This window comes from Tistrella mobilis KA081020-065, assembly GCF_000264455.2.
GTDB lineage: Bacteria > Pseudomonadota > Alphaproteobacteria > Tistrellales > Tistrellaceae > Tistrella > Tistrella mobilis.
In genome coordinates, this window is the sequence record NC_017966.1 from 585,918 (window position 1) to 610,169 (window position 24,252).

General features: G+C 67.2%; 20 protein-coding genes and 1 pseudogene. 14 read left to right on the plus strand and 7 right to left on the minus strand.

Features of this window, described 5'->3' with window-relative positions; all coding sequences use genetic code 11:
• The first annotated feature begins 77 nt into the window (after nucleotides 1–77).
• Both wrbA and TMO_RS23355 read left to right on the plus strand, forming a co-directional pair.
• Nucleotides 78–704, plus strand: a complete 627-nt coding sequence (wrbA, locus tag TMO_RS23350) for an NAD(P)H:quinone oxidoreductase (RefSeq protein WP_014753282.1) — start codon at nucleotides 78–80, stop codon at nucleotides 702–704.
• A complete protein-coding gene (locus TMO_RS23355; protein WP_051045597.1) occupies nucleotides 704–1,981 on the plus strand; it encodes a CynX/NimT family MFS transporter in 1,278 nt (425 codons plus the stop codon). Before wrbA ends, TMO_RS23355 begins: the two co-directional genes overlap by 1 nt.
• On the opposite strand, the gene TMO_RS23360 is transcribed toward TMO_RS23355, so the two are convergent.
• The 3 genes from TMO_RS23360 to TMO_RS23370 all read right to left on the minus strand — a co-directional run bounded on the left by TMO_RS23360 (nucleotide 1,929) and on the right by TMO_RS23370 (nucleotide 6,819).
• Nucleotides 1,929–3,017: a 50S ribosomal protein L11 methyltransferase gene (locus TMO_RS23360; RefSeq protein ID WP_014753283.1), complete on the minus strand. Its 1,089-nt coding sequence runs from the start codon at nucleotides 3,015–3,017 to the stop codon at nucleotides 1,929–1,931. The two genes, TMO_RS23355 and TMO_RS23360, sit on opposite strands and share 53 nt — an antisense overlap.
• Nucleotides 3,018–3,115: 98 nt before the next feature.
• The gene (locus TMO_RS23365) at nucleotides 3,116–4,762 is read right to left on the minus strand and encodes an AMP-binding protein (protein WP_014753284.1); all 1,647 of its coding nucleotides are present in this window, start codon (nucleotides 4,760–4,762) and stop codon (nucleotides 3,116–3,118) included.
• A 95-nt stretch (nucleotides 4,763–4,857) separates the two neighbouring features.
• On the minus strand, nucleotides 4,858–6,819 hold the full coding sequence (locus TMO_RS23370) for a flavin-containing monooxygenase (protein ID WP_014753285.1): 1,962 nt from the start codon (nucleotides 6,817–6,819) through the stop codon (nucleotides 4,858–4,860).
• A gap of 294 nt (nucleotides 6,820–7,113) precedes the next feature.
• Here TMO_RS23370 and TMO_RS23375 point away from each other — a divergent pair, with 294 nt between their 5' ends.
• The 6 genes from TMO_RS23375 to TMO_RS23400 all read left to right on the plus strand — a co-directional run bounded on the left by TMO_RS23375 (nucleotide 7,114) and on the right by TMO_RS23400 (nucleotide 12,544).
• A complete protein-coding gene (locus tag TMO_RS23375; protein WP_014753286.1) occupies nucleotides 7,114–8,331 on the plus strand; it encodes a serine hydrolase domain-containing protein in 1,218 nt (405 codons plus the stop codon).
• A gap of 101 nt (nucleotides 8,332–8,432) precedes the next feature.
• The gene (locus TMO_RS23380; RefSeq protein WP_014753287.1) at nucleotides 8,433–9,581 is read left to right on the plus strand and encodes a C4-dicarboxylate TRAP transporter substrate-binding protein; all 1,149 of its coding nucleotides are present in this window, start codon (nucleotides 8,433–8,435) and stop codon (nucleotides 9,579–9,581) included.
• A gap of 73 nt (nucleotides 9,582–9,654) precedes the next feature.
• On the plus strand, nucleotides 9,655–10,188 hold the full coding sequence (locus tag TMO_RS23385; protein WP_014753288.1) for a TRAP transporter small permease: 534 nt from the start codon (nucleotides 9,655–9,657) through the stop codon (nucleotides 10,186–10,188).
• Complete coding sequence (locus TMO_RS23390; RefSeq protein WP_014753289.1) at nucleotides 10,185–11,492, plus strand: TRAP transporter large permease; 1,308 nt, start codon at nucleotides 10,185–10,187, stop codon at nucleotides 11,490–11,492. The genes TMO_RS23385 and TMO_RS23390 overlap by 4 nt, the downstream gene beginning before the upstream one ends.
• Before the next feature lie 51 nt (nucleotides 11,493–11,543).
• On the plus strand, nucleotides 11,544–12,254 hold the full coding sequence (locus tag TMO_RS29935) for a TetR/AcrR family transcriptional regulator (RefSeq protein WP_014753290.1): 711 nt from the start codon (nucleotides 11,544–11,546) through the stop codon (nucleotides 12,252–12,254).
• Nucleotides 12,255–12,298: 44 nt separating this feature from the next.
• On the plus strand, nucleotides 12,299–12,544 hold the full coding sequence (locus TMO_RS23400) for a type II toxin-antitoxin system ParD family antitoxin (protein ID WP_014753291.1): 246 nt from the start codon (nucleotides 12,299–12,301) through the stop codon (nucleotides 12,542–12,544).
• 15 nt (nucleotides 12,545–12,559) lie between these two features.
• Here the strand turns inward: TMO_RS23400 and TMO_RS23405 are convergent, their stop codons facing one another.
• Nucleotides 12,560–14,842 carry a mechanosensitive ion channel family protein gene (locus TMO_RS23405; RefSeq protein ID WP_014753292.1) on the minus strand — a complete coding sequence of 761 codons (2,283 nt, stop codon included), beginning with the start codon at nucleotides 14,840–14,842 and terminating at the stop codon, nucleotides 12,560–12,562.
• A gap of 171 nt (nucleotides 14,843–15,013) precedes the next feature.
• Here TMO_RS23405 and TMO_RS23410 point away from each other — a divergent pair, with 171 nt between their 5' ends.
• The 3 genes from TMO_RS23410 to TMO_RS23420 all read left to right on the plus strand — a co-directional run bounded on the left by TMO_RS23410 (nucleotide 15,014) and on the right by TMO_RS23420 (nucleotide 17,536).
• Nucleotides 15,014–16,288 carry a serine hydrolase domain-containing protein gene (locus TMO_RS23410; protein WP_014753293.1) on the plus strand — a complete coding sequence of 425 codons (1,275 nt, stop codon included), beginning with the start codon at nucleotides 15,014–15,016 and terminating at the stop codon, nucleotides 16,286–16,288.
• Nucleotides 16,289–16,416: 128 nt separating this feature from the next.
• Nucleotides 16,417–17,055 carry a peroxiredoxin gene (locus TMO_RS23415; protein ID WP_014753294.1) on the plus strand — a complete coding sequence of 213 codons (639 nt, stop codon included), beginning with the start codon at nucleotides 16,417–16,419 and terminating at the stop codon, nucleotides 17,053–17,055.
• A 55-nt stretch (nucleotides 17,056–17,110) separates the two neighbouring features.
• Nucleotides 17,111–17,536: a hypothetical protein gene (locus tag TMO_RS23420; protein WP_014753295.1), complete on the plus strand. Its 426-nt coding sequence runs from the start codon at nucleotides 17,111–17,113 to the stop codon at nucleotides 17,534–17,536.
• On the opposite strand, the pseudogene TMO_RS23425 reads toward TMO_RS23420, so the two are convergent.
• A pseudogene (locus TMO_RS23425) lies at nucleotides 17,521–18,424 on the minus strand (DMT family transporter). The gene TMO_RS23420 and the pseudogene TMO_RS23425 overlap by 16 nt on opposite strands.
• A 125-nt stretch (nucleotides 18,425–18,549) precedes the next feature.
• Here TMO_RS23425 and TMO_RS23430 point away from each other — a divergent pair.
• Nucleotides 18,550–19,458, plus strand: coding sequence for a helix-turn-helix transcriptional regulator (locus TMO_RS23430; protein ID WP_014753297.1), 909 nt, complete (start codon nucleotides 18,550–18,552; stop codon nucleotides 19,456–19,458).
• A gap of 17 nt (nucleotides 19,459–19,475) precedes the next feature.
• Here the strand turns inward: TMO_RS23430 and TMO_RS23435 are convergent, their stop codons facing one another.
• Nucleotides 19,476–20,789 carry an MFS transporter gene (locus TMO_RS23435; RefSeq protein ID WP_014753298.1) on the minus strand — a complete coding sequence of 438 codons (1,314 nt, stop codon included), beginning with the start codon at nucleotides 20,787–20,789 and terminating at the stop codon, nucleotides 19,476–19,478.
• Between the two features lie 236 nt (nucleotides 20,790–21,025).
• Here TMO_RS23435 and TMO_RS23440 point away from each other — a divergent pair, with 236 nt between their 5' ends.
• Complete coding sequence (locus TMO_RS23440) at nucleotides 21,026–21,898, plus strand: LysR substrate-binding domain-containing protein (protein WP_041607374.1); 873 nt, start codon at nucleotides 21,026–21,028, stop codon at nucleotides 21,896–21,898.
• Here the strand turns inward: TMO_RS23440 and TMO_RS23445 are convergent.
• Nucleotides 21,839–22,891 (minus strand): GlxA family transcriptional regulator, encoded by a 1,053-nt coding sequence (locus tag TMO_RS23445; protein WP_014753299.1) that lies wholly within the window; start codon nucleotides 22,889–22,891, stop codon nucleotides 21,839–21,841. The genes TMO_RS23440 and TMO_RS23445 overlap by 60 nt on opposite strands.
• Before the next feature lie 99 nt (nucleotides 22,892–22,990).
• On the opposite strand from TMO_RS23445, the gene TMO_RS23450 reads away from it, so the two are divergent.
• Complete coding sequence (locus tag TMO_RS23450; protein ID WP_014753300.1) at nucleotides 22,991–24,244, plus strand: sarcosine oxidase subunit beta family protein; 1,254 nt, start codon at nucleotides 22,991–22,993, stop codon at nucleotides 24,242–24,244.
• The last annotated feature ends 8 nt before the right edge of the window (nucleotides 24,245–24,252 follow it).

The following is a 24,252-nucleotide window of genomic DNA, read 5'->3' on the forward strand; positions in this document are numbered from 1 at the left end:
ATTCTATATCACTTCTGCGTATCAACCATACGCCTATCCTTCCGTCGGTTCAGGCCACGAACTGCGGAGGAAAGGTTATGACCAGGGTTCTTGTGCTGTACTACTCGTCCTATGGCCATGTCGAGACGATGGCTGAGGCCGTTGCCGATGGCGCGCGCGATGCCGGTGCCGTGGCCGTGCTCAAGCGGGTTCCGGAGCTTGTTCCACAGCATGTCGCGGACGCGGCCGGATACAGGACCGATCAGCGGGCGGATATAGCGACGGTGGCCGAGCTTCCGGAGTATGACGCGATCATCCTCGGCACACCGACCCGCTTCGGCAACATGGCGGCCCAGATGAAGAACTTCCTCGACCAATGCGGCGGCCTCTGGTTCGCAGACAGGCTGGTGGGCAAAGTCGGGAGCGTCTTCACCTCCACCGGCAGCCAGCATGGCGGACAGGAGAGCACGATCCTCTCCGTTCACACCGTTCTGCTGCATCTGGGCATGGTCGTGGTCGGGCTGCCCTATTCCTTCAAGGGCCAGCTGCGGATGGACGAAATCACCGGCGGCTCCCCCTATGGGGCATCGACGCTTGCCGATGACGGCAGCGGCGGGGATCGCCGCCCCAGCGAGAATGAACTCAACGGCGCCCGGTTTCAGGGCCACCATGTGGCCGGGATCGCCCGTGCCCTCGCCGCCGCACGGAATAGCGGGGCGGCGTGATGGCGTCGACCGGATGCGCGGCATCGCCGCAGGGCAGTCATTGGCCTGCCGTCGGCGTCGTGCTGGGCGCGGGCATCGTCACGGCGTTTCATGCCGGAAAGGTCGCCATCGCCACGCCCATGCTGCAGCGGGATCCGGGCATCGACCTTGCGGCCGCCGGCTGGCTGGCCGGGATCTTCGCCATCCTCGGGTGTCTGGGCGGCATCCCCGCCGGTTCGCTGGTCGGTCGTGCGGGCGATCGGCGAAGCCTGATCGCCGGCCTCGCCCTGACCGCCCTCGGGGCCGTCATCGGTGCGACCGCATCGGGATATGGCCTCCTGCTCGTGTCCCGCATCCTCGAAGGGGCGGGCTTTCTTCTGATCACGGTGGCCGGACCCGCCATTCTGAACCGGATCGCCCGGCCCGGGCAGCAGGACATCGTGCTCGCCCTGTGGAGCTGCTTCATGCCGGCGGGCCTGGCGCTCGCCATGTTCACCGGCCCCCTGCCGGGGGACTGGCGTCTGCTCTGGTGGGGTGGCGCCGGCCTCGGCGCGGCCCTGATCCTGGCGGCACGGGCAGTCATTCCGCCCGCGCCGACCCGCGCGCGCCCATCCTGGCGGCCCATGCTGTCGGATGCGCTGCAGGTTGTGGGAAGCACGAAGACGAGGCTGGCGGCCAGCTGCTTCGCCCTCTACAGCCTGATGTTCTTTGCGCTGTTCAGCTTTCTTCCGGTCCTGCTGATGACGCGCATGGGCCTGTCGCACAGCACGGCCGGATGGCTGAGCGCCCTGGCCATGATCATGAACATCATCGGCAATCTCACCGCCGGCTGGCTGCTCATGCGCGGCATCAGGCGCGCCGCGCTTCTGTCCGGCGCCTGCCTGATCATGGGGCTGTCGTCTCTTGGCATCTTCCTGCCGGTCTTCGACGACATCCCGACCGTTCTGCTCTGCCTGCTGTTTGCAGGCGTCGGAGGTCTGATCCCGGCCGCGCTGATCTCGGCAGGCCCCACGCTTACGCCATCCGCACCGCTGATGCCGCTCGGCATCGGTCTTCTGATGCAGGGCAGCAATCTGGGTCAGCTGGCGGGGCCGGTCGCGGTCGGCAGTGCCGTCGAGGCCTGGGGATGGCCGGCGGCCGCGGGCGTCGTCGCAGGCTCCGCCCTGATTGCAATCCTGATCGCCCGGCGTATCGGCGTCGATGACAGCCAGCCCGCCCGCCCGGCGATGCCGGCCGATCCTGGCGTCAGGCGACGGCGCTCTCCGCCGACGCCTCGATCTCCTCGCACCAGATCATGATCGTGTTGCGATCATGGGTGGCACCGATCTTCACCACCGCCCCGGCCGGCAGATCCCGCGGGGCATCGAAGGGGAAGAAGCGCACCGCCCAGCACGAAGAAAGACCCTGATCCGGGCGGTTCTCGTAGATCAGCTCGCCCGTGCCGTCCATGTCCATCTTCAGCCACTGGACCACACCGGCGACCCGGCCGCCGGTGGCGGTCAGCTTCGCCATCGCCCGGCCGCCCGGATAGGGGCCGCCGGAACGCAGGTCGAAATGCATCAGGTCGTGGACGGCACTGCGGAGCGTAAACCGGGAGGAATCGGCCCCCACCCGCTGGCAGACCTGGGCCAGATGGTCGAAACCGCCAAGGTCGAAGCCCGAAACTTCGCCCATGCGGTGCCTTACGGCGCGGGTATCGTCGACCAGCGCCACCCGGGCGGTGACCGAATCCGGAATCATCCGCGCCCCGGGCTTCAGCAGCCGCTTGACCGCATCCTCCATCGCCGGCAGCACGGCCTCGCCCAGGAGATCGTTGGAGATGATCTCCTGAACCAGCAGATCGGCGCGGCCGTCGATATCCTCGCCGACCAGCGCGTCGTCGGATTTCTTGGGCACCACGGTCACGCGATCGGCATAGCCGTTCTTCGCGATGATCCGGGTCGCTGCCTCGGCGACCGACGGGTTCATCTCGCAGGTCGTAACCCGTTCGGCGCCAGCCCGAGCCGCCATCATCGACAGGATGCCCGTGCCGGTGCCGATTTCCAGCACATGAGAGCCAGGGCGGACCAGCCGCTTCAGCGCCGCCTCGTAGAGGTCGTTGCGGCGCTGATCGCGGATGATCGAAAAATGCCATTTCGGCACATCGCGGGCCAGAATGTCCCGCGCCACCATCACCGCCTCGGGATGACCGTCGCCCGCCACCTCCAGCACCCGCAGGGCGGCGACCCGCGCCTCCTCCTTCTTGCCCTTGGACCAGAGCACGACCGCAAGACGGGCGAGCGGCAGGGGCTTGTCGTGAAGCTGCTGGGCAAGTGCGTCGGCGCTGATCGGCATGAGGCGGTCCCGGAGGTGAGGATGTCGTCGGCCGGCATCATGTCACGTCCGGAACCGGAGTGCGAGAGGGTGTGGCAGCATAAGCCGCGAGGGGGCGCTCAGCTCGCAAACCGCTCGGACTTCAACCGCAGTCCCGCCGCCTCGCGGTCCCAGGCATCGGCCGTGATGCCCTCGGCGCGGAGTTCGTGTTTCAGCACCTTGGCGGTGGGTGTCTTGGGCAGGGCGTCAAGCACGCGGACATAGCGCGGGATCATGAAATAGGCCATGCGCGGGCGCAGGAACTCGATCAGCGCCGCCGGGTCGATGGTCCGGCCTTCGACCGGAGCCACGCAGACCAGCACGTCGTCCTCGCCCATCTCGCTCGGCACGGCGACGACGGCCGCCTCGCGGACATCGGGATGGGCCGTCACCTCGGCCTCGACCTCCAGCGACGAGATGTTCTCGCCGCGGCGGCGGATGGCATCCTTGCGCCGGTCGACGAAGAAGTAGTTGCCCTCGGCATCGCGGATGAACGCGTCGCCGGTGTGGAACCAGCCATTGCGCCAGGCCCCGGCCGTTGCTTCGGGGTTGCGGTAATAGCCGCTGTTCATCGCCCAGGGCCGGTCGGTACGGACGATCATCTCGCCCACCTGCCCCACCGGCACCTCGCAGTCATTGTCGTCGACCAGCCGGACCTCCACCCCTGGCCGCATCCGGCCGCAGGTGCCCTTGAGCGGCGGGTTGGCTTCCGAGACGATCGGGCTTGAAATCTCGGTCATGTTGAAGATGGTGCGGACCTCCACCCCGAAGCGTTCGGCAAAGACCGCCGCATCGCCCAACGGCACCACCAGCACCAGCCTGAGCCCGTGATTGCGGTCGTCGGCCGAGGGCGGCAGCTTTTCCAGGAAGGTCGCCATCACCCCCAGCAGGAACGAGACGGTGACGCCGTTGCGCCGCACGGTCTGCCAATAGGTGGCGGTGTCGAACCGCTCGACCAGCGCAAACGAGGCACCGCGGGCCAGCATCACGAACATCGGCCCCATGCCGCCGATATGGAACATCGGCGCATTGACCAGATAGCGGTCCTCGCCCGTGACGAAGGGCCAGGCATCGGGACCGGCATTGGTGTAGATGTGCAGATACGACACCAGCACCGCCTTGGACGGCCCGGTGGTGCCCGAGGTGTAGATGATCGCCATCGGGTCCCAGGGCTCGATCCGGCGCGCGGGCGCGGTCAGCGTGCCGGTCTCGGGCAGCAGCGCCTCTTCCAGCCGCACCGCCGGCAGGGGGCATTCCGGCATGCGCCCGCCCGAGACGATCAGCCGTTCCAGCCGGGCGGTCGGCACGTCGAACAGCCGCTCGACCAGATCGGCATGAACGATCGCCAGGCTGGCATCGGACAGATCGACCACATGTGCGAGCAGCGAACCGCGATAGGCGGTGTTGATCGGCACATAGACCGCGCCCAGATAGTTCAGCGCGAAATAGACCCGGATCTGGTCGCGGCCATTGGGCATCCAGACCAGGACATGCGCGCCCTGCACCACGCCCTGCTGCTGCAGGCCCAGCGCGGTCTGGACGATCAGCTCGCGGAAGCGGGCATAGCTCCATTCCTCGCCGGTGTCGTCGAATTTCACGAAAACCTTGTCCGGCTGCTCCACGGCCAGCCGGTCGACAAGGTCGCGGGTCACCACCCGGTCGCGCGGGGGAATGCGCGCATCGAAATGGACCGGACCCTCGGGGCTCTGCTCGACCACGATCGTCATCGGGACGTCCCTCCCATTGCGTGTGTCCACGGTCGGGCCGGTCGCGGGATCGATGCCCGCGCCGGCCTCTTAATCTTCTGTCGTCTGGCGTCTCGTCAGGCCGCGTCGCCGGCGGCGGCCGGCCCGCCGTCGAAGACGTAATCCGCCGGCGCCACCGTGCGGGTCATGCGCCAGAAGTCGTCATTGCGCCAGGGGGTGATCGCCACCACCCGGCCGCGGGAATTGCGGTACCAGTTCTCCATGCCCTCATGGGTCCAGACCATCTTCGCATGGGCCTCGTCGACCCTGCGATTGTAGTCGTCATGGATCTCCGGCCGCACTTCGATCGTGGCGGCGCCCCGGCGGAACATCTCGTCGAGCGCGCTCAACAGATAGTCGCATTGCAGCTCCACCGCCGAGATGATGCTGCCGCCGTGGCCAAGGCCGACATTGGGCCCCAGCAGCATGAAGAAATTGGGGAAACCGGGCACGGCGGTGCCCAGATAGGCCCGGGCATCGTCGCCGTTCCAGACCTCCGACAGCGCCTGATCGTCGCGGCCCCGCACCTCGTAAGAGCCCAGGAACTCGGTCGCCTTGAAGCCCGTGGCCAGCACCAGAATGTCGGCCTCGCGTTCCTCACCCCCGCGCGAGACCAGTCTGCTGCCCCGCACCTCGGCCATATGGTCGGTGATCAGCTCGACATTGTCGCGGGCAATGGTGCGGTACCAGCCATTGTCGAGCAGCATACGCTTGCCGAAGGGTGGGTAGTCGGGCAGCACCTTCTCCAGCAGATCCTGCCGGTCGCCGAGTTCCTGCTGCATGTATTTGACGAAGGCACGGCGATGGCCGTCATTGACCGCGTTCAGCGCCCGGTCCGGATGCGGCCAGGCGGGATCCTTCTGCAGCGAGGCATGAACCCGGTCGTTGAAGGTCCAGGCGAGACGCTGGCGATACCACAGGCGGTAGAGCGGCATGTTTGCGATCAGGAAGCGGATCGGCTGCGGCATTTCCTTGCCGAATTGCGGGAAGGGTGCCGCCCACTGCTTCGACCGCGCAAAGATGGTGAGCTGCCCCACCTGCGGCGCAATCGCAGGCGCCACCTGCATGGCCGAGGCGCCATTGCCGACCAGGGCCACCCGCTTGCCCGTAACATCCAGATCTTCGGGCCATTCGGCGGTGTGGAAACAGGGTCCGGGGAAGCTGTCGAGGCCGGGGATATGCGGCACCAGCGGCGTGTTCAGCACGCCCACCGCACTCACCACCGCATCGGCGGTCAGCACCTCTTCCGCGCCGTCGGGCCGGCGGACGGTCACCGCCCAGCGCCGGGCCTCCGCCTGCCACAGGGCGCTCAGCACCCGGGTGTCGAAACGGGTGCAGCTCTCCAGCCCATGATCGCGCGCGACCTTGCGGAAATAGCCGTAAAGCTCGCCCTGCAGCGCGAAATAGCGCGTCCAGTCATGCGGCGCGAACGAGAAGGAATAGATGTGGTTGGGGGTGTCGACCCCGGCGCCGGGATAGCGGTTCTCGCGCCAGGTGCCGCCGAAATCCGAACCCTTCTCGATCACCTCGCAGGCGATGCCGCGCTGGCGCAGGCGGATCGCGGCGCAGATGCCCGAGACGCCGGCGCCGATCACCAGCACCTTGAAGCCGGCCGGCACAGCCCCCGGCTCACCCAGCCGGTGCGCCTTCAGCCCCAGCCCCGAGGCGATGATCTCGCCATATTCCGCCGGCACCTCTTCGGCCATCGACACGCTCAACATGCGCACCAGCAGATCGTCGTCCGGCCGCGGCATCGCCACCGGCCGGCCCGCCCGCCAGGCCAGGATCGCCTCGGTCGCAGCCGCGCGGATCTCCGCCTGCACGTCCTCCGGCAGACCGCCATCATCGTTGTCGTCCAGCCCGCGGCCGCGTTCGGGTGCATAGGGCGGCTCCAGCCAGCGCGTGTCGCCGGTCAGCTGGACCAGCACCATCAGCAGCGTCGGGATATTGGCGATCGCCACCGCCACCCGAAAGGCGGCGTCCTGGTCAATGTCGCCGGCACCCGCAAGGGCGCCGTCCCGGTTCGCGTGATCGGCCATCGTCAGGTTTCCTTACCCTTGGCGGCAGGTTCGTCCTGCCCATTGCTTCTGATACGTCCGGCGCCCTGAGTGCCGGGGCCCTGAGTGCCGGGGGCCCTGAGTGCCGGGGCCTGCAGCCCTCCATCGGGCATCTTGACCCGCATCGGGTGTCCGGGTACCGTAATTAAGTCGAACGTTTTAGTCGATAGCTTTATACGACCGGCTTATCGGTCGTGACTGGCGGAGCGCCCCGCACCACCCCGCTTGGGGGGGTAGGATGAAGAAGGGCGCCCGCGCGGGAGGAGTAGGGTCCGGATGCCTGCACGCCACGATGACGCGGCGCGGTTCTCGCGCATGCTTGATGACACCGTCACGATCGAAGGATGGTGCCACCCGCGCTTCGCCGCGGTGGCCGAGGCCTTCGCCCGGAATTTCACCGACCGCGACGAGGCCGGCGCCTCGGTGGCGCTGGTCCATGACGGCCGGCTGGTGGTCGATCTCTGGGGCGGCGCCGCCACCGCTGACCGCCCCTGGCAGGCCGATGATCTGGTGGTGGTGTTCTCGGCCACCAAGGCCGCGACCGCGCTCTCGCTGCATCTTCTGGCCGAACGCGGCCGGCTCGATCTGGACCGGCCGGTTGCCGGCTACTGGCCGGAATTCGCCGGGAACGGCAAGGACCGCGCCACGGTGCGGATGATCCTGGATCACACCATCGGCCTGCCGGTGCTGCGCCCGCAGCTGAAGGCGGACTGCATCACCGATGCCGCCTATATGATCGATCATCTGGCCGCCGAAACCCCGTTCTGGGAACCCGGCACCCGCACCGGCTATCACCCGCTGACCATGGGCTTCCTGGCGGCGGAAGTGGTCCGCCGGGTCGACGGTCGCAGCCTGGGCCGGTTCTTTGCCGACGAGATCGCCGGCCCCCTCGGCCTCGATTTCTGGATCGGCCTGCCGGAAGAGCACGAGGCCCGGGTGGCACCGGTGATCATCCACCGGCCACCGCGCGACGCCCAGACCACGCCCTTCCTGCTGGCGGCGCGCGAGCCGGGCAGCATCGCCAATCTGTTCGTGTTCAACAGCGGCGATTTCGCCATCCGCGGCGTCAACACCCGCGCCGGCCACGCTGCCGAAATCGGCGCCGCCGGCGGCATCACCAATGCCCGCGGCCTGGCCGGACTCTATGCGGCGCTGGTGCCGGGCGGCCCGCTCGGCTTCTCTGCCGACACCCTGGCCGGCTTCGCCGAGGCCAGTTCCGCCACCCATCTGGACGCGACCCTGCTGCAGCCGATGCGCTTCGGCCCCGGCTTCATGCTGCGCATGGACAATCGCCGCCGGCCGCAGCCGGCCGACAGCCTGGTGATCGGCCATCGCGCCTTCGGTCATGTCGGCGCCGGCGGCTCGGTCGGTTTCGCCGATCCCGAGGCCGGCATCGCCTTCGGCTATGCCATGACCCGCATGGGGCCGGGTCTGCTGCTCAACCCGCGCGGCCAGTCGCTGGTCGATGCGGCCTATGCCGCCCTCGCCGCCTGAGCGGCCAGCACATTTCCGCACCACCGCCACAACGACAGACGGCACCCGGCACAGCGTCTGGTATGCCGCACGCATCTGCACCACACGGGAGGACATCCACCATGAAGACGATCCAGGGGATCGGTCTCGCCGCGGGTCTGGCCGCGCTGACCATGACCGCCACCACCGCCTCGGCCGATCAGCTGCGCTTCGCGATCGGCCATCCGCCGGCCTCGTTCCTGGTCAAGGCGGGCGAGACCATGGCCAAGACCATGGCGGCGGAGACCGGCGATGCCGTCACCATCAAGGTCTTCCCCATGTCGCTTTTGAGCATGGCCGAGACCTCGGGCGGGCTGCGCGACGGGCTTGCCGATATCGGCACGGTGATGAGCACCTATTTCCCGGCCGAGTTTCCGCACACCAACCTGCTGCTCGAAGCCTCGATGATGCTGAGCACCCTGCCGGAAGATCCGACCGGCGTGGAGGCACAGGCCTATTCGGCGGCCATGGCCGAATACATCCTGACGAAATGCCCTGAATGCAATGCCGAGTTCGCGAAGCAGAACCAGGTCTACACCGCCGCGGCCGGCACGCCGGGCTATGCGCTGAACTGCACGAAGCCCGTGGTCACCATGGACGACCTCAAGGGTGCGCGGCTGCGCATCGGCGGCGCCAACTGGGCCGGCTGGTCGGAAGCGGTGGGCGCGGCCCCCGTCACCATGTCGGGCAACGAGATGCTGGAGGCGCTGAGCCAGGGCGTGCTGGACTGCATCATCCTGTCGGTGCCGGACGTGCAGAATTTCGGCATGGGTGAGTCGGTGAAGCACATCACCATGGGCGCACCCGGCGGCGTCTACGTCGCCTCCATGGCCCAGGTCAACCGCGATGCCTGGCAGGATCTGTCGCCCGAAGCCCGGACCGCCCTGCTGAAGGCGGCGGCGCTGGGCTCGGCCGAGGCGAGCCTCGCCTACGAGAACAACCAGGCCGACATTCTGGAAAAGGTGAAGGCCAAGGGCGTCCAGGTCCATCAGGCCGATCCGGCCGTGGTCGAGGCGACCCGCAGCTTCGTCGAAGGCTATCTGAAGGCGATGCCCGCCGCCTATCAGCAGCGTTATGGCGTGACCCGCGGCGAGGAGATCCTGACCGATTTCCGCACGATCCTGATCAAGTGGGTGGGCCTCGCCCGCACCGCCAAGACCCGCGAAGACCTGGCCCGGCTCTACTGGGACGAGATCTATTCCAAGGTCGACGTGAACACCCACGGCATGTGATGCCATCCCGCCCCGACCAGGCTGGCCGGGGCGGGCTTCGCACGATCCCCAGAACCCGACAGGTCCCGTTCCCATGTCGACGCCCGGCCGCCTGCTTGCGCGGACGACCTCGCTCGCGACGCTCATCGCCGGCATCGCGATCGCGCTGATGATGCTGCACGTCTCGCTCGACGTCGCCTTCCGCTATCTGCTGGGCGCGCCCCTGCCCGGCACCCTCACCGTCGTCACCTATTACTACATGGTGATCGCCGCCTTCGTGCCGCTCGCCTTCGCCGAGTTGCGCCGCGCCCATATTTCCATGGAGATCGTGACCGATCTGCTACCCAGACGCGGCCGCAACATGCTGGAAGGCTGGATGCTGGTGCCCACGGGCCTGGTCACCGGCCTGCTCACCTGGCGAGGTTTCGAAGAGGCATTGAAACAGCAGGCGATCGGGGCGGCCCAGATCCAGGGCTCGTCCAGCATCCCGATCTGGCCGGCCTATTACGCGCTGCCGCTGGGCGCGGGATTGATGACCCTGCTGGTGATCTACCGCTTCGTCAATTTCCTGCGCCGGCGGCCCGACGACCTGGCAGCCGCCACCTCCGGACGGGAGGCGGGGCTGTGAGCGACGTTCAGATCGGCCTCTCCGGGCTGGGCCTGCTGCTGGTGTTCATCGCGCTGCGCATCCCCATCGGCATCTCGCTGATCGGCGTGTCCTTCGGCGGGCTCTGGGTACTGATGGGCTGGAAGGTCGCCTGGGGCTCGCTCGGCCTGCTGCCCTTCCAGTTCGCGGCCAACTGGGTGTTGAGTTCGGTGCCCATGTTCCTGCTGCTGGGCTTCGTCTGCTATCACGGCCAGCTGACCCAGGGCCTGTTTCGGGCGGCACGGGTCTGGCTGGAACGGGTGCCGGGCGGGCTGGCGGTGGCGGCCGTGATGGGCTCGGCCGGTTTCGCCGCGGTGTCCGGCTCGTCCATCGCCTGTTCGGCGACCATGGGCCGGATCGCCATCCCCGAAATGCTCAAGGCGCGTTATCACCCCGAACTCGCCACCGGCTCGGTGGCCGTGGCGGGCACGATCGGCGCGCTGATCCCCCCCTCGATCATCCTGATCCTGTATGGCGTGGTGGCCCAGGTGCCGGTCACCGGCCTGTTCCTGGGCGGCATCGCCGCCGGGCTGATCACCGCGCTCGGCTATGTGCTGGTGATCATGATCCGGGTGAAGCTGAACCCGGCGCTCGCCCCCGACGTCACCATCCGTACGCCGGCATCCGAACGGATCGCAGCACTGAAGGACACCTGGCCGGTGATCCTGCTGATGATCGGCATCTTCGGCGGCCTGTTCTCGGGCGTGTTCACCGCAACCGAGGCGGGCGCGGTCGGCGCGCTGATGGCGGTGGTGATCGCACTCGCCAAGGGCACGCTCACCCGCGCGCGGTTCTCGACCGCGATCGTCGACACGGTGCTCACCACCTCCACGCTGATCATCATCGGCATCGGCGCCACTCTGCTCACCCGCTTCCTGGCGCTGTCGGGATCGGCCGATTATCTCTCGGAACAGGTGCTGGCGCTGGGGGCCGATCCGGTGCTGATCATGGCCGGCGTCGTGATCGTCTACCTGCTGCTCGGCCTGTTCCTTGAACCGGTCGGCGCCATGCTGCTGACCCTGCCGATCGTGCTGCCGATCGTCGACGGCACCGGCTTCGGCCTGCTCTGGTTCGGCGTGATCCTGACCAAGCTGCTGGAAATCGGCATGATCACCCCGCCGGTCGGCATGAATGTCTTTGTGATCAAAAGCGTGGTCGGCGATCTGGTCAAGACCTCGGCCATCTTCCGCGGCATTCTGTGGTTCCTGGTCATGGACCTGGCCGTGCTCGCGCTGCTGATGCTGGTTCCGGAATTGATCATGTATCTTCCGACCCGTTTCGGATAACCAATGGTCAGACGACCCGCAGCCAGCCGTCGGAAGACCCAGGAGCAGCGCATGTCCGCCGAACCCACCCCCCTCGCCGGGGAGACCACGCAGACCGATCCCACGCGCGAGAAGCTGAAGCTCGCGGCCATGCGCCTGTTCTCCACCCGCGGCATCGACGGCGTATCGGTGCGGAACATCGTCACCGAAGCCGGCATGCGCAACGGCGCCTCGCTCCACTATTATTTCGGATCGAAAGAGGGGCTGATCCGCGAACTGGTGGTCGAGGCGGCGCAGCGCAGCGATCGCGCCCGCAATGCCCGGCTGGACGTGATGGAGGCCGAGGGCGGCCCGGAGCGGGTGGCCGATATCGTCCGCCTGCTGCTGGAGGTGGAGACAACGGGCGCCGGCGACCCCGACGCCCATCGCAGCCTGCCGATCGGCTTCGGCCATATGCGCTTCATCGTCGCCATGCAGATCAACCACCGCGCCATGTTCCTGGACGCGGTGGGCGATCGCTGGCGGTCGAGCTATATGCGCTGCATCGACCATCTGCGCCGGCTGATGGTCCCCCTGCCCGCGGCGGTGATCAGCCAGCGTCTGGCGCATATGGTGCTGTTCATGAACACCAGCCTCGCGGTACGTGAGACCGCCTTCGAGGCCGACCCCACCGGCGGCGGGCTCTGGGGCAAGCCCTATGCGCTCGACTGCCTGGTCGAATCGCTCTGCGGTGCGCTGGAAGCGCCGCTTTCGCCCGAGGTGGCGGCGGTGTTGCCGGGGTGAGGCCGCCGTCGCCACGAGACTCTCTGCATCAGAGGAGACCTGCAATGGCAACGATGAACGTATCCCTGCCCGATGCGATGAAGGCCTGGGTCGAAGGCCAGGTCGACGGCGGCCGGTATGGCGACGCAAGCGACTATGTGCGTGACCTGATCCGCCGCGACCGTGCCCGCAAGGAAGCGATCGCCGCCCTTCAGACCGCGGTCACCGACGGCACCGACAGCGGCGAGCCGCAGGCGCTCGACGTCGAGGCCTTCAAGCTGCGGATGCGCGACCGTCATCTCATCCGCTGAGCCGCCCGCCTCATCTCAACCAGCCTTCCCATCCTCCCCCGCCGCGGAAGCGGCAAGCGTCGCCTGGGCCGCCGCGGCCGCATCGCCGCCCTGGCCCGAGACCGAGACGGTCGGGAAGGCGAAGGCGATGTCGTTGGCCTCGAAGGCCTTCTTGATCAGCGCATAGGCGCGGCGGCGGATGACGAACTGTTCGCCGGGCTTGGTCATCATCTTCAGGCGCAGCTGGATGGCATAATCGCCGAACTGCTCCACGCCCTGCATCTTCAGCGTCTCGATGATGTTGGGGGCGAATTCCGGATCCTGCTGCAGGTCGCGGCCGACCTGTTTGATGATCTTCTTCACCTTGTCGAGATCGGCGGCATAGGTCACCTTCACCGTCAGCTTGTCGATCACCCAGTCGCGCGAATAATTGGTGATCTTGTCCAGAGAGCCGAAGGGGATGGTGTGCAGCGCGCCCCGGTGGTGGCGCAGCTTCATCGAGCGCAGCGAGAAGCTTTCCACCGTGCCGCGGATATTGCCGCTTTCGATGTATTCGCCCACCCGGAAGGCATCGTCGAACAGGAAGAACATGCCCGAGATGATGTCCTTGACCAGCGTCTGCGCGCCGAAACCGATCGCGACGCCGACCACGCCGGCACCGGCGATCAGCGGGCCGATTTCCACCCCCAGCGACGACAGCACCATCAGCAGGGTGATCACCCCCAGCACCGCCAGCAGCAGGTTGCGCAGGATCGGCAGCAAGGTGCGCAGCCGCGCCTGCCGGCGCAGGGCATCCTCGCCGCCGGTCGCGCCGTCATGGGCGGCCCGCATCAGCCGGTGATCGATCCAGGCCGCCGCCAGCCGCCAGGCGATGTCGGCGACGAGCACGATCACCACCGCCTGAAAGATCCCGCCCATCGCCCGCTGCAGCGGGGTCTCGCGGCGGGCAAGCTCGGTCAGGTCGTAATCGATGATGCCGGCGATCAGCACCGCCGCTCCCAGCAGCCAGAAAGCCCGGAGCCCGCGGCCGACCGAAATCGCGATCATCGAAGGCGCAGGTCCCGCCGATATCATCATGCCGCCGCCCTCGCCGCCGCCATGACCGGCATGGACGATCGCGGCCGGCTCCGGCTCCACGCCCTCCGGATGTTCGGTCGGCCGGACGAAATGGGCGACAGCCCGGCGGGTGGCAGGCAGCAGCACCACGAACAGCAGCAGCAGCACGATCGCCACCTGGAAGGGCTGAATCGAGCCCGTGAACAGCAGCAGCCAGACGCCGACCAGATAGATCGAGAACAGCCAGGTGGCCAACGCCCGGCGCCGATGGGCGCGGCCCTCGCCGTCGATTTCGGGCCGGGTCCAGGTGGCGATCAGGGTCAGCAGAAGCAGGACCAGCCCCATGCCCAGCCCCAGCGCCGCCCAGGGACCGGGCGCCATGCCCAGCCCGTGCAACAGGTCGAGCGTAACATCGCCCAGCCCGTACCAACCGACCAGCACCGCCGACCACAGCATCCAGTGCCGGGCGGCGGCATCACTCATCGGCACGATCCGGAAGCGCGGCACCTGGGGCGAGAGCAGAATGCGGCCGAACCCCGTCACCAGCCGCAGCATCAGCACGATCAGCAGATAGGATGCGACCACCTGGCGCAGCATCGGCGGCCAGGGCATCACGGCAAAGGCGCCGATGCTGCCCAGCGCGAAAGCGGCGAGCACGCCCAGGCCATAAAGCGTCCGCAGCCCCGCCACCCTGAGCCGCATGCGCGGCCGGTCGGTCGGGTGCGCCTCGATCCGCCGGCGCAGCGGCCGGGTCGCCCGGGTGAAGGCCCATTCGAAACCGCAGCCGAGCAGGGCGAAGCCCAGCAGGGGCAGGATCACCCCGCCGGTCCCGGCACCGATCCGCGCACGGAAGGTGCCCGCTGCCGCCGCCAGTTCGGCCGGAATCTGCGGCAGCCCGGCTTTCAGCGTGCCGAGGAAGGCGCGGATGCCGTCGATACGGGCGGTGAGCAGGCGCTCGGCCATCATGCGGCGCTCGGCCGCATCGGCGGGCAGAATGGTCGTCTGGGCGGGCGGTGATGCGGGCGCAGCCGTCCCGGCCGCGGCCTGTGCGGCAATCCAGGCCTGGATCGTGGGGTCGGCAAGAAGCCCCATCAATTCCCGCACCCGCTCGGGATCGGCGGGTGCGGGGGCCGCGGCGCTCTGTTGCTGGGCCAGCATCATCTGGGGCATGGCCGCCACGGCCGGGCTGCCGCCGCCTGCCAGCATCAGCCACATCACACCCGCCAGGACCATGAGCATCATGCCCCGCCCGTTGCCCGCCATCCCGCCAGTCCTCCCGCCCCGCAAGGTCTCGCCCACGGCGTCGCTTTGCCGACGCGTGACCGCACGCGATCATGAGGCCAGCCGCGGGCGGCTTCAATGGCGATCCGCAGGGCGGATGGGCTATAAATGGCCCGCTCACCACCTTCCTTATCCCAGGGACACACGCCACCCATGACCGCCCCGCTCCATCCCGATGCCGCCGCCTGGACCGCCACCGTCGACAGTGCCGAACACGGGACGCTGCGGATCGAAGGGCGCTGCCATCCGGCTTACGAGGCGGTGGCCCGGGCATTCACCACCAACTTCGCCGAACGCGACGAGGTCGGCGCCTCGGTGGCGCTGGTCCAGGACGGGCGGCTGGTGGTCGATCTCTGGGGCGGGCTGGCGGTGCGGGCGGGTGGCGACAGCCCGGCCCGGCCCTGGGCGGAAGACACGGTTTCGGTGATCTTCTCGGCCACCAAGGGCGCGACCGCGATCGCGTTGCATCTGGCGGCGGCGCGCGGCCTGCTCGATCTGGATCAGCAGATCGTCGAAATCTGGCCCGAATTCGCCGGCCGCGCCCCCGAACCCGGGCCCAAGCGCGCGGCGACGGTGCGGATGATCCTTGACCACAGCATCGGCCTGCCGGTGCTGACCGCGCCGCTCAAGGCCGATTGCGTCACCGATTATCCCTATATGATCGCCCGGATCGAGGAAGAGGCCCCGCTCTGGCAGCCCGGCACCCGCACCGGCTATCACCCGATCACCATGGGGTTCATGGCGGCAGAGGTGCTGCGCCGGGTGGATGGCCGCAGCCTGGGCCGGTTCTTCGCCGAAGAGATCGCCGGGCCCTTGGGCCTCGATTTCTGGATCGGCCTGCCCGAGAGCGTCGAGCCGCGCGTCGCCCCGGTGATCGTCCGCCGCGCCCAGCGCGGCGCCGACCTCACGCCCTTCCTTGCCGCGGCAAAGCAGCCGGGCACGATCCAGCATCTGTTCGTGTTCAACAACGGCACCTACAGCAGCCGCGGCGCCAATACGCGCGAAGGCCATGCGGCCGAAATCGGCGCGGCCGGCGGCATCACCAATGCCCGCGCGCTCGCCTCGCTCTATGCCGCCACCCTGCCCGGCGCGGCGCTCGGCTTCGACGCCGACACCGTCGCCGGCTTCGCCGAGGCCAGCTCCGCCACCCAGATCGATGCCACCCTGCTGCAACCCACCCGCTTCGGCCCGGGCTTCATGCTCCGCATGGACAACCGCCGCCGCCCGCAGCCGGCCGACAGCGTCATCATCGGCCACCGCGCCTACGGCCATGTCGGCGCCGGTGGCTCGATCGGCTTCGCGGATCCGGAACGGGGCATGGCGTTCGGCTATACGATGACGAAGCTGGGGGCGGGGCTGCTGCTCAATGCGCGGGGGCAGGCGCTGGTGGATGCAGGAGCCGCCGCGACGGATGGCCGCGCGGGATAAAGCGCATATCGCAGTTTAGAATTTATCAAATGTCAAAGCGCGGGGCCGGGGCGGCCCTCATCCTTGGCTCACGATGACGCCGGCAACGGCGATCGCCATCGAAACCCGAAGCCGAAGGATCGACCGCCATGACCACCACCCCCGGTTTCCCGCGTCTGAACGAGCCCGCCCCGCATTTCGAGGCGCGGACGACACACGGTCCCGTCTCCCTCGCCAGTTACAGGGGCCGCTGGCTGGTGCTGTTCGCCCATCCGGCGGATTTCACGCCGGTCTGCACGACCGAATTCATCGCCTTCGCCCGCGCCCATGACCGGTTCCAGACCCTGAATTGCGACCTGCTGGGCCTGTCGATCGACAGCGTCTTTGCGCATCTCGCCTGGACCCGCAACATCAGCGAGAAGTTCGGGGTCGAGATTCCCTTTCCGATCATCGAGGACATCTCGATGAACGTCGCCAATGCCTATGGCATGGTCCATCCCGGTGCCGCCGACACCCAGGCCGTGCGCGCCACCTTCGTCATCGACCCGGAAAGCCGCCTGCGCGCGATGATCTATTATCCGATGAGCAATGGCCGCTCCGTCGAGGAAATCCTGCGCCTGGTGACCGCCCTGCAGACGAGCGACACCCATGGCGTGGCCACGCCCGAAGCCTGGTGCCCCGGCGCCAAGGTGATCGTGTCGCCGCCCAAGACGGCAGCCGAAGCCGAGGCCCGTGCCGGCCAGGGTTACGAGACGACGGACTGGTACTTCTCGCAAAAATCGCTCTGACGACATCCGGGCGCGCCCCCGCCATGGCCTGTCCGCCCCCGGAAGGAGAGATGAAATGACCGTCCTGCGAACGGCCGCGCTTCTTGCCGGCCTCTGCCTTCTGGCCGCGCCGGTTGCGGCCAGAGACAGCCTGTTCGTCACCGTGACCAGCGGTGACCCCCAGACCCAGGCCATGGCCATGGTTCTGTCGCAGCAGGCCCTGCAACGTCAGACGCCGGTGCGCATCCTGCTCTGCGGCCCCGGCGGCGATCTGGCGCGGAAGGATTATCAGGGCCCTGCCCTGAAACCTTCCGGCAGAACGCCGCAGCAGATGCTCCAGGGCCTGATTCAGGCAGGGGCACATGCAGAGCTCTGCGCGCTCAATCTGCCCAACAGCGATGGCCTGACCGCAGCCGATCTGATCGACGGCGTCACCCCCGTGACACCGCCTGTGATCGGTGAACACATGGACCGTCCCGATGTCCGCTATCTCGGCTTCTGACGGGCCGGGTGGCTGCTGCTGCCGTTCGGGCGCCGTGCGAACATCACGATATTGCCGAACACGATCAGGCACAGCCCGGCGGCGGCCGTCCAGGTCCATTGATAGCCTTCGAACAGGGTCGAGATCAGAAGGGCGACCATCGGAAAGACCACCGTCGCATAGCCCGCGCGGGCCGAGCCTATCTTCTGCACCAGCAGCAGATAGGTCGTGAAGCCGGCGACGGAGCCGATCACGGCCAGATAGATCAGCGCCGCCCAGGAGGTCATGCCCTCGGGCAGGACGACCGGCTGGCCCGTGGCGAGGATCAGTATCAGCAGGACGACGGCCCCCACTGCCCATCCCCCAGGCATTGGCCGTAACCGGAGAGGTGCCGAGCGCACTGTTCCTGCGCGAGGCCATATTGCCGAGCGAGAACATCATCGTGCCGAACCCCGCCCAGGCAATGCCGCGCAGGCTGTTGCCGTCGAGCGTGGTGAACAGGTCGTGCCAGAACAGCAGGACCAGCCCGGACGCCCCGATCGCGCCGGCACCGACGACGCGGAGCGTGATGCGCTCCCCGAAGAAGATCCGGGCATTGACCGCGTTGAAGATGGAGGCGAGCGAGAAGACCACCGAAACCAGCCCCGACGGGATCAGCCCTGCCGCCTTGTACAGCCCGACGAAGTTGAACGAAAACAGGCACAGGGCCTGCAAGGCGACGAAACGCCAGTGTGCCGGGCGCGCCAGACGGCCCATGAGGGCGAGCCCGGCGAGCATCACCAGCCCGGCAAGCGCGAAGCGATAGAAGATCGAGACCATGACAGGCATGGCGCCGACCTGCAGGGCGATCGCGATCCACGTCGTGCCCCAGATCAGCACGGTGGCGATGAAGAGAAGGGATGTGTTCATGCGCGCAGCATAGGCCGGGCCGCCCCGGCGGTTTTGCATCTTCTTGCGCAAATCCGCAGGCCGACACTTTTCCCGGCGCACCGGCCGACCTAACATCGACCGACGCACCCAACGGCCGGCACCCCATGTCCCACCAGCCCACGTCTCACATTGCGACCTCCCGTCCCTCCACGCCCGACACCATCTACGACGTCCTGCGCAGATCGCCGGTCGCCCGGGTACTCGCCGGCATGGAGCTGGGCGAAGGCTGTGCGGTCACGGTCTGGGAAAACACCCGCGATCGGGTGTGCTATCAGGCGCCGGCCCATACGACCTTCAGCCTTTATCTTGAGGGCGGCACCGGAACGCGGCGGCTGGATGCCGGCGGGGTTGCCGGCTATCCGGGGGCCATCTGCGTGATGCCGGAGGGCTGCGGCTCCGACTGGGAGATCAACGCCCCTTTCCGCTTCGTGCATCTCTATCTGTCGGAAGCCAGGCTGCGCAGCGGCTTCGTCAGCACCCATGACTGCGACGCCCGCAGCCTGGACCTGCCGGAAGCGACCTTCGTCCGGAACCCGGATCTCGCCATCCCCCTCGCCCAGCTTGCCGCCGCCGGCGCCGAGGGGGATGTTCTGCATGCCGAAACCACCCTCGCCGAGCTGTTCGGCGCCCTGCGCAGGAAGCCGGTGACCATACGCGCGGGCCTTGCGCCCCATATCCTGCGCCGGGTCGACGACTGGATCGACGCCCATCTGGACCAGACGATCACGCTGGACGACCTTGCCGCCCTGGCCGACCTGTCGGGCTTCCACTTCCACCGCATGTTCCACCTGTCCCGCGGCCTCGCCCCCCATGCCTGGGTCACCTGGAAACGCGTCGCCCGGGCCCGCATGCTGCTTCGAACCGACCAGCCCATCGCCGCCATCGCCGCCGCCTGCGGCTTTTCAAGCCAGAGCCACCTGACGCGCGTCTTCCAGCGGCATGTGGGGAAGACGCCGGCGGTGTATCGGGGGGCGGTGATCGGAAGCATCCAGAGACATGGAGCGTTCCGTTAGGTGCACTTGCCCGTCATTCACTGTTCCTTCCTATACCTCATGAGACTCGTCGCACATGCGAGCGCCGAGAACGCGCTGCCGAGCCAGAGAGCGGTCATGGAGCCTGCCTCGCCTGCAACCGTGAAGCAGGCGGCCACCAGGGCTGTGCCCAGAGCCTGGCCGAGCAGGCGGGCCGTCGGGATGATGCCGCTTGCTGCGCCGGCCCGCTCTCGTGGCACGCTCGCCGTCAGGGCCTTCAGGTTCGGGGATTGAAACAGGCCGAAGCCTGCGCCGCAGATTGCCAGCCGCCATGCGATGTCCGGAAACGTTGCCTGGTCCGGCAGGAAGGCCAGCAGCGCCATGCCGAGGCAGAGCAGCAGCAGGCCGACACCCCCCAGAACCGCAACCGACCGGCGTTCCGACAGGCGCCCTGCAATCGGGGCGACGACGGCCACCATGACCGGCCATGGCGTTAAGAGAAGGCCGGTTTCGGTCTGTGATCGCCCCATGACCGTCTCAAAAAGGAACGGCAGAGAGACGAAGGCCAGACCTTGGGCAGCGTAGGCAAAAATCGACGTCAGAACTGACAGGGCAAAAAGCGGCCGACGACATAAATCGACGGGCAGCAGCGGCGCCGGATGCCCGCGCTGTCTGTAGAGGAGCGCACCGAAGCAGACAAGGGATGCACCCCATTCGCACAATACCCGCACCAGGCCGGCCTGGTGGGCCGCATCTCCGAGCCCCAGGATGAGAAGGCCGAACATGCCCGCGACCAATATTCCGCTGGTGCCGTCAAATGAATGGGATGCCCGTTCGCCGGTTGTGCTGGGCAAAGCTCTGAACGCCAGCACCACGGCAAAAGCCCCGAGCGGGATGTTGATCAGAAACAGCCACGGCCAGGTGGTTACAGCCAGAACGCCCGAGGCAACCAGGGGGCCGATCGCGAAGAACACGGCGACGATCAAGGCATTCAGACCTTGTGCGCGGCCAATCTGACTATGCGGGTAGATAAACCGGATGAGGGCACTGGTGACGCTCAGGATGCCCGCCGCACCAATACCTTGCAGCGTCCGGGCTGCAATCAGCATCGGCAATGATGACGCCAGCCCACATGCAAGAGACGCAAGCGTGAAGAGCGCCAGGCCGCCCGTATAGACGCGTCTGTGCCCGACGATGTCGCCACAGGCCGCGAGGGGCAGCAGCGTTGCGACCATCGCCAGCTGATACGCATTGATGATCCAGATCGACATTTCCGGGCTTGCGTGCAGGTCGGCCGCGATGGTTGGCAGCGCCGTTGTCGCGATTGTGGTATCCAGTGTGGCGATGGCGCTTCCCAGGATGAGCGTTGCCACCGCCCGGAGCTTTTGCGCCCCCGGCAGGCCGTCGCTGATATCATTGACCTGGGGTTGGCTTTCGAACGCGGAAATGGCGGGCGCTCCTGTGGATGGACGCGGTTCCCAGAAGGCGCCTTCCCGAAGATGGGGTGTAGAGGCTGCCTGCCTGAGAGCCTTCGGTGACGGAGCCTAGCCCGGCCAAATCACTTTGATAATTTTGTACTTCTTTCAAAATTGTTTTGATAAATTTAATCATGGCTATGCCTCCCAACCTCGATATGGATGTCCTTCGGACGTTCGTGACCGGCAGCACGCTCGGAAGCTTCGCGAAAGCGGCCGAGCGGATCGGACGGTCGCCGCCCGCGATCAGCCTGCAACTTCGCAAACTGGAAGCCCAGGTGGGGCAGACCCTGTTTCGTAAACAGGGTCGCGGCCTCGTGCTGACAGAGGCGGGCGAAATCCTGCTGTCTTATGCAAAGCGACTGCTTGAGTTGAACGATGAAGCCATGATGGCGATGCAACGCCTCACCGATATGGAGGGACGGATCCGTCTTGGTATTCCGCAAGACTTCGCCGATACATCGCTGCCTGTGCTGCTTGGTCGCTTCTCACGCGCCTATCCCAAAATCAGGGTGACTGTTCGTGTAGAGCGCGGCTCCCATCTCGTGAGGCTGATCGAAGCCGGCGACCTGGATCTCGCCCTGACCTGGGGCAATCTGAGCAGTGCTCACCATTCGATTATCGGCAGCTTTCGTGTCGTCTGGATCGGGCCAGACGCATTTGACCGGGAGCCGGACATGCCTGTTCCTCTGGTGGCGTTCGATCCGCCCTGCTCGTTTCGGGCAAGGGCAATCGACGCGCTGGAGAAAGATGGCATTGCCTGGGAGCATGTATTCGCCAGTTCCGGTCTGGCCGGATTGTGGGCTGCCGTGACGGCCGGTTTGGGGATCACGGCGCGGATCGCAGACGTCGTGCCGTCGCATCTTCGCGTCCTTGATGCAACCTCGTGCGGTCTGCCGGCACTCGGGACGATCAATCTGGGCCTGCATCTTGCTGACGCGACCCCGTCAAGCCCGGTAAAGCGCTTCAGCGAGCTTCTCGTCGAAACTGTCTCCGACATCAGATGACGGCCGGGTGAGGTCGCGCCCCGTAGCCCCCACCCGCCGAAACGCCGCCGGCGACAGTCCGAACGCCCCCCTGAACATGTTGATCAGATGCGAGGCATCGCAAAAACCCGTCGCATGGGCGATGTCGGTGACCGTGCGCGGTGTGGTCGCCAGCAGGTGGCGGGCGGCGTCGAGCCTGAGGCGCTGGCCGGCCCGCGCCGGGGAGAGGCCGAGATCGGCCTGGAAGCTGCGTTCCAGCTTGCGGCGGCCCACGCCCAGATCGGCGGCCAGCTCGTCGACGGTCGCCGGGTCCTCCAGCCGCTGGCGCATGCGGATCAGCGCCTTGCGCACCAGCGGGTCGCGGGCGGTGAGCGGGCTGCCGCCGCCGGGCTGGGGTTTGTCGCCGGTCATCGCCTCGTCGATGATCAGGATGCTGAGGCTTTTGATCGCCGCGACCCGGCCGATATGGGTTTCGACCAGCCAGGCCGCCAGATGTGCAGCACTGTGGCCGCCGGAACAGGTCAGCCGGTCGCGATCGACCACGAAAATCTGGTCGGATACCGGCCGGGTTGAACCGAAACGTTCAAGAAAATCGTCATGGTGGAACCAGCTGACGCAGCAGCGGTAGCCGTCGAGTAGCCCCGCCTCGTGCAGCAGGAACACCCCCGTACACAGCCCGACCAGCGGCACACCGCCCCGCGCCGCTGCCTGCAGGAACTGCATGCTGGCCGGCGAGAGGCCGCTCGCCTCGCGAATCAGCCCGCCCACCACCACGAGATAATCATAGGTCCCGGCCCGGTCGAGCCGGGTATCGGGCTGCACCTTCACGCCGCAGCTCGACCGGATCGGGCTCATATCGTCGGAGAGCACCGTCCAGTCGCAGAGAATCGGCCGCGACCGGTCCGCCTCGTCGGCCGCAAGTCGCAGAACATCCACGAAATTTGCGAAGGCCGAGAGCGTGAACCGATCCGCGAGCAGGAAGCCGACACGCAGGCGTTTCCGGGCTGGGGTCATGACGCAATTCTACAACGCTTCCGTCGCAGGCTTCCAGTCCCGAGGCAGGATCCCGCGCCTAGAATACCCGCAAAGCTGGAGCGTTGAGGGCTGGCCGCCATGACCCGTTTTTCCGCCATGTCGCTGTTGAAGAATGCCCTGACCGGCCACAAGGGCTGGACGGCACAATGGCCCGAATGCGACCCCAAACCGGAATACGACGTGGTGATCGTCGGCGCCGGCGGCCATGGGCTGGGGGCCGCCTATTATCTGGCGAAAGAGCACGGCATCACCAATGTCGCGGTCATCGACAAGGGATGGCTGGGCGGCGGCAATACCGGGCGCAACACCACGATCATCCGGTCGAACTATCTCTATGACGAAAGCGCCCGGCTTTACGATCATGCCGTCGATCTCTGGGACGGGCTGTCGCAGGATCTGAACTACAACGTCATGTATTCCAAGCGCGGCGTGCTGATGCTGGCGCATACCGTGCACGACATCCAGAGTTTCAAGCGCCACATCCACGCCAACCGCCTGAACGGCGTCGACAACCGCTGGCTGACGCCCGAAGAGGCCAAGGCTTATTGCCCGCCGCTCGACATCTCCCCCCGCGCCCGCTATCCGGTGGTGGGCGCCGCCCTGCAGGAACGCGCCGGCACCGCCCGCCATGATGCGGTCGCCTGGGGCTATGCCCGTGCCGCGGCCGCGCGCGGCGTCGACATCATCCAGAACTGCCCGGTGACCGAAATCCGCCGCGGCCCCGATGGCCGGGTGACCGGGGTCGAGACCGCGAAGGGCTTCATCCGCGCGAAGAAGGTGGCGGTCTCCGCCGCCGGCAATACCAGCGTGGTGATGCAGAGTGCCGGGGTGCGGCTGCCGCTGGAGAGCTACCCGCTGCAGGCGCTGGTGTCGGAACCGGTGAAGCCGGTCTTCCCCTGCGTGGTGATGTCGAACACGGTGCATGCCTATATCAGCCAGTCGGACAAGGGCGAACTGGTGATCGGATCGGGCACCGATCAGTATACCAGCTATTCCCAGCGCGGCGGCCTGCCGCTGATCGAACACACCGTCGCGGCGATCTGCGAGATCTTCCCAATCTTCAACCGCATGCGCATGCTGCGCAAATGGGGCGGCATCGTCGACGTGACGCCCGATCGCTCGGCGATTTTGGGCAAGACGCCGGTGCCGGGGCTTTATGTCAATTGCGGCTGGGGCACCGGCGGCTTCAAGGCGACGCCCGGCGCCGCCCATACGCTGGCCTGGACGGTGGCGAAAGACGAGCCGCACCCGATCAACGCCCCCTTCACGCTGGAGCGGTTCACCACCGGCCGTCTGATCGACGAAGCCGCGGCCGCCGCCGTCGCGCATTGAGGATCGCC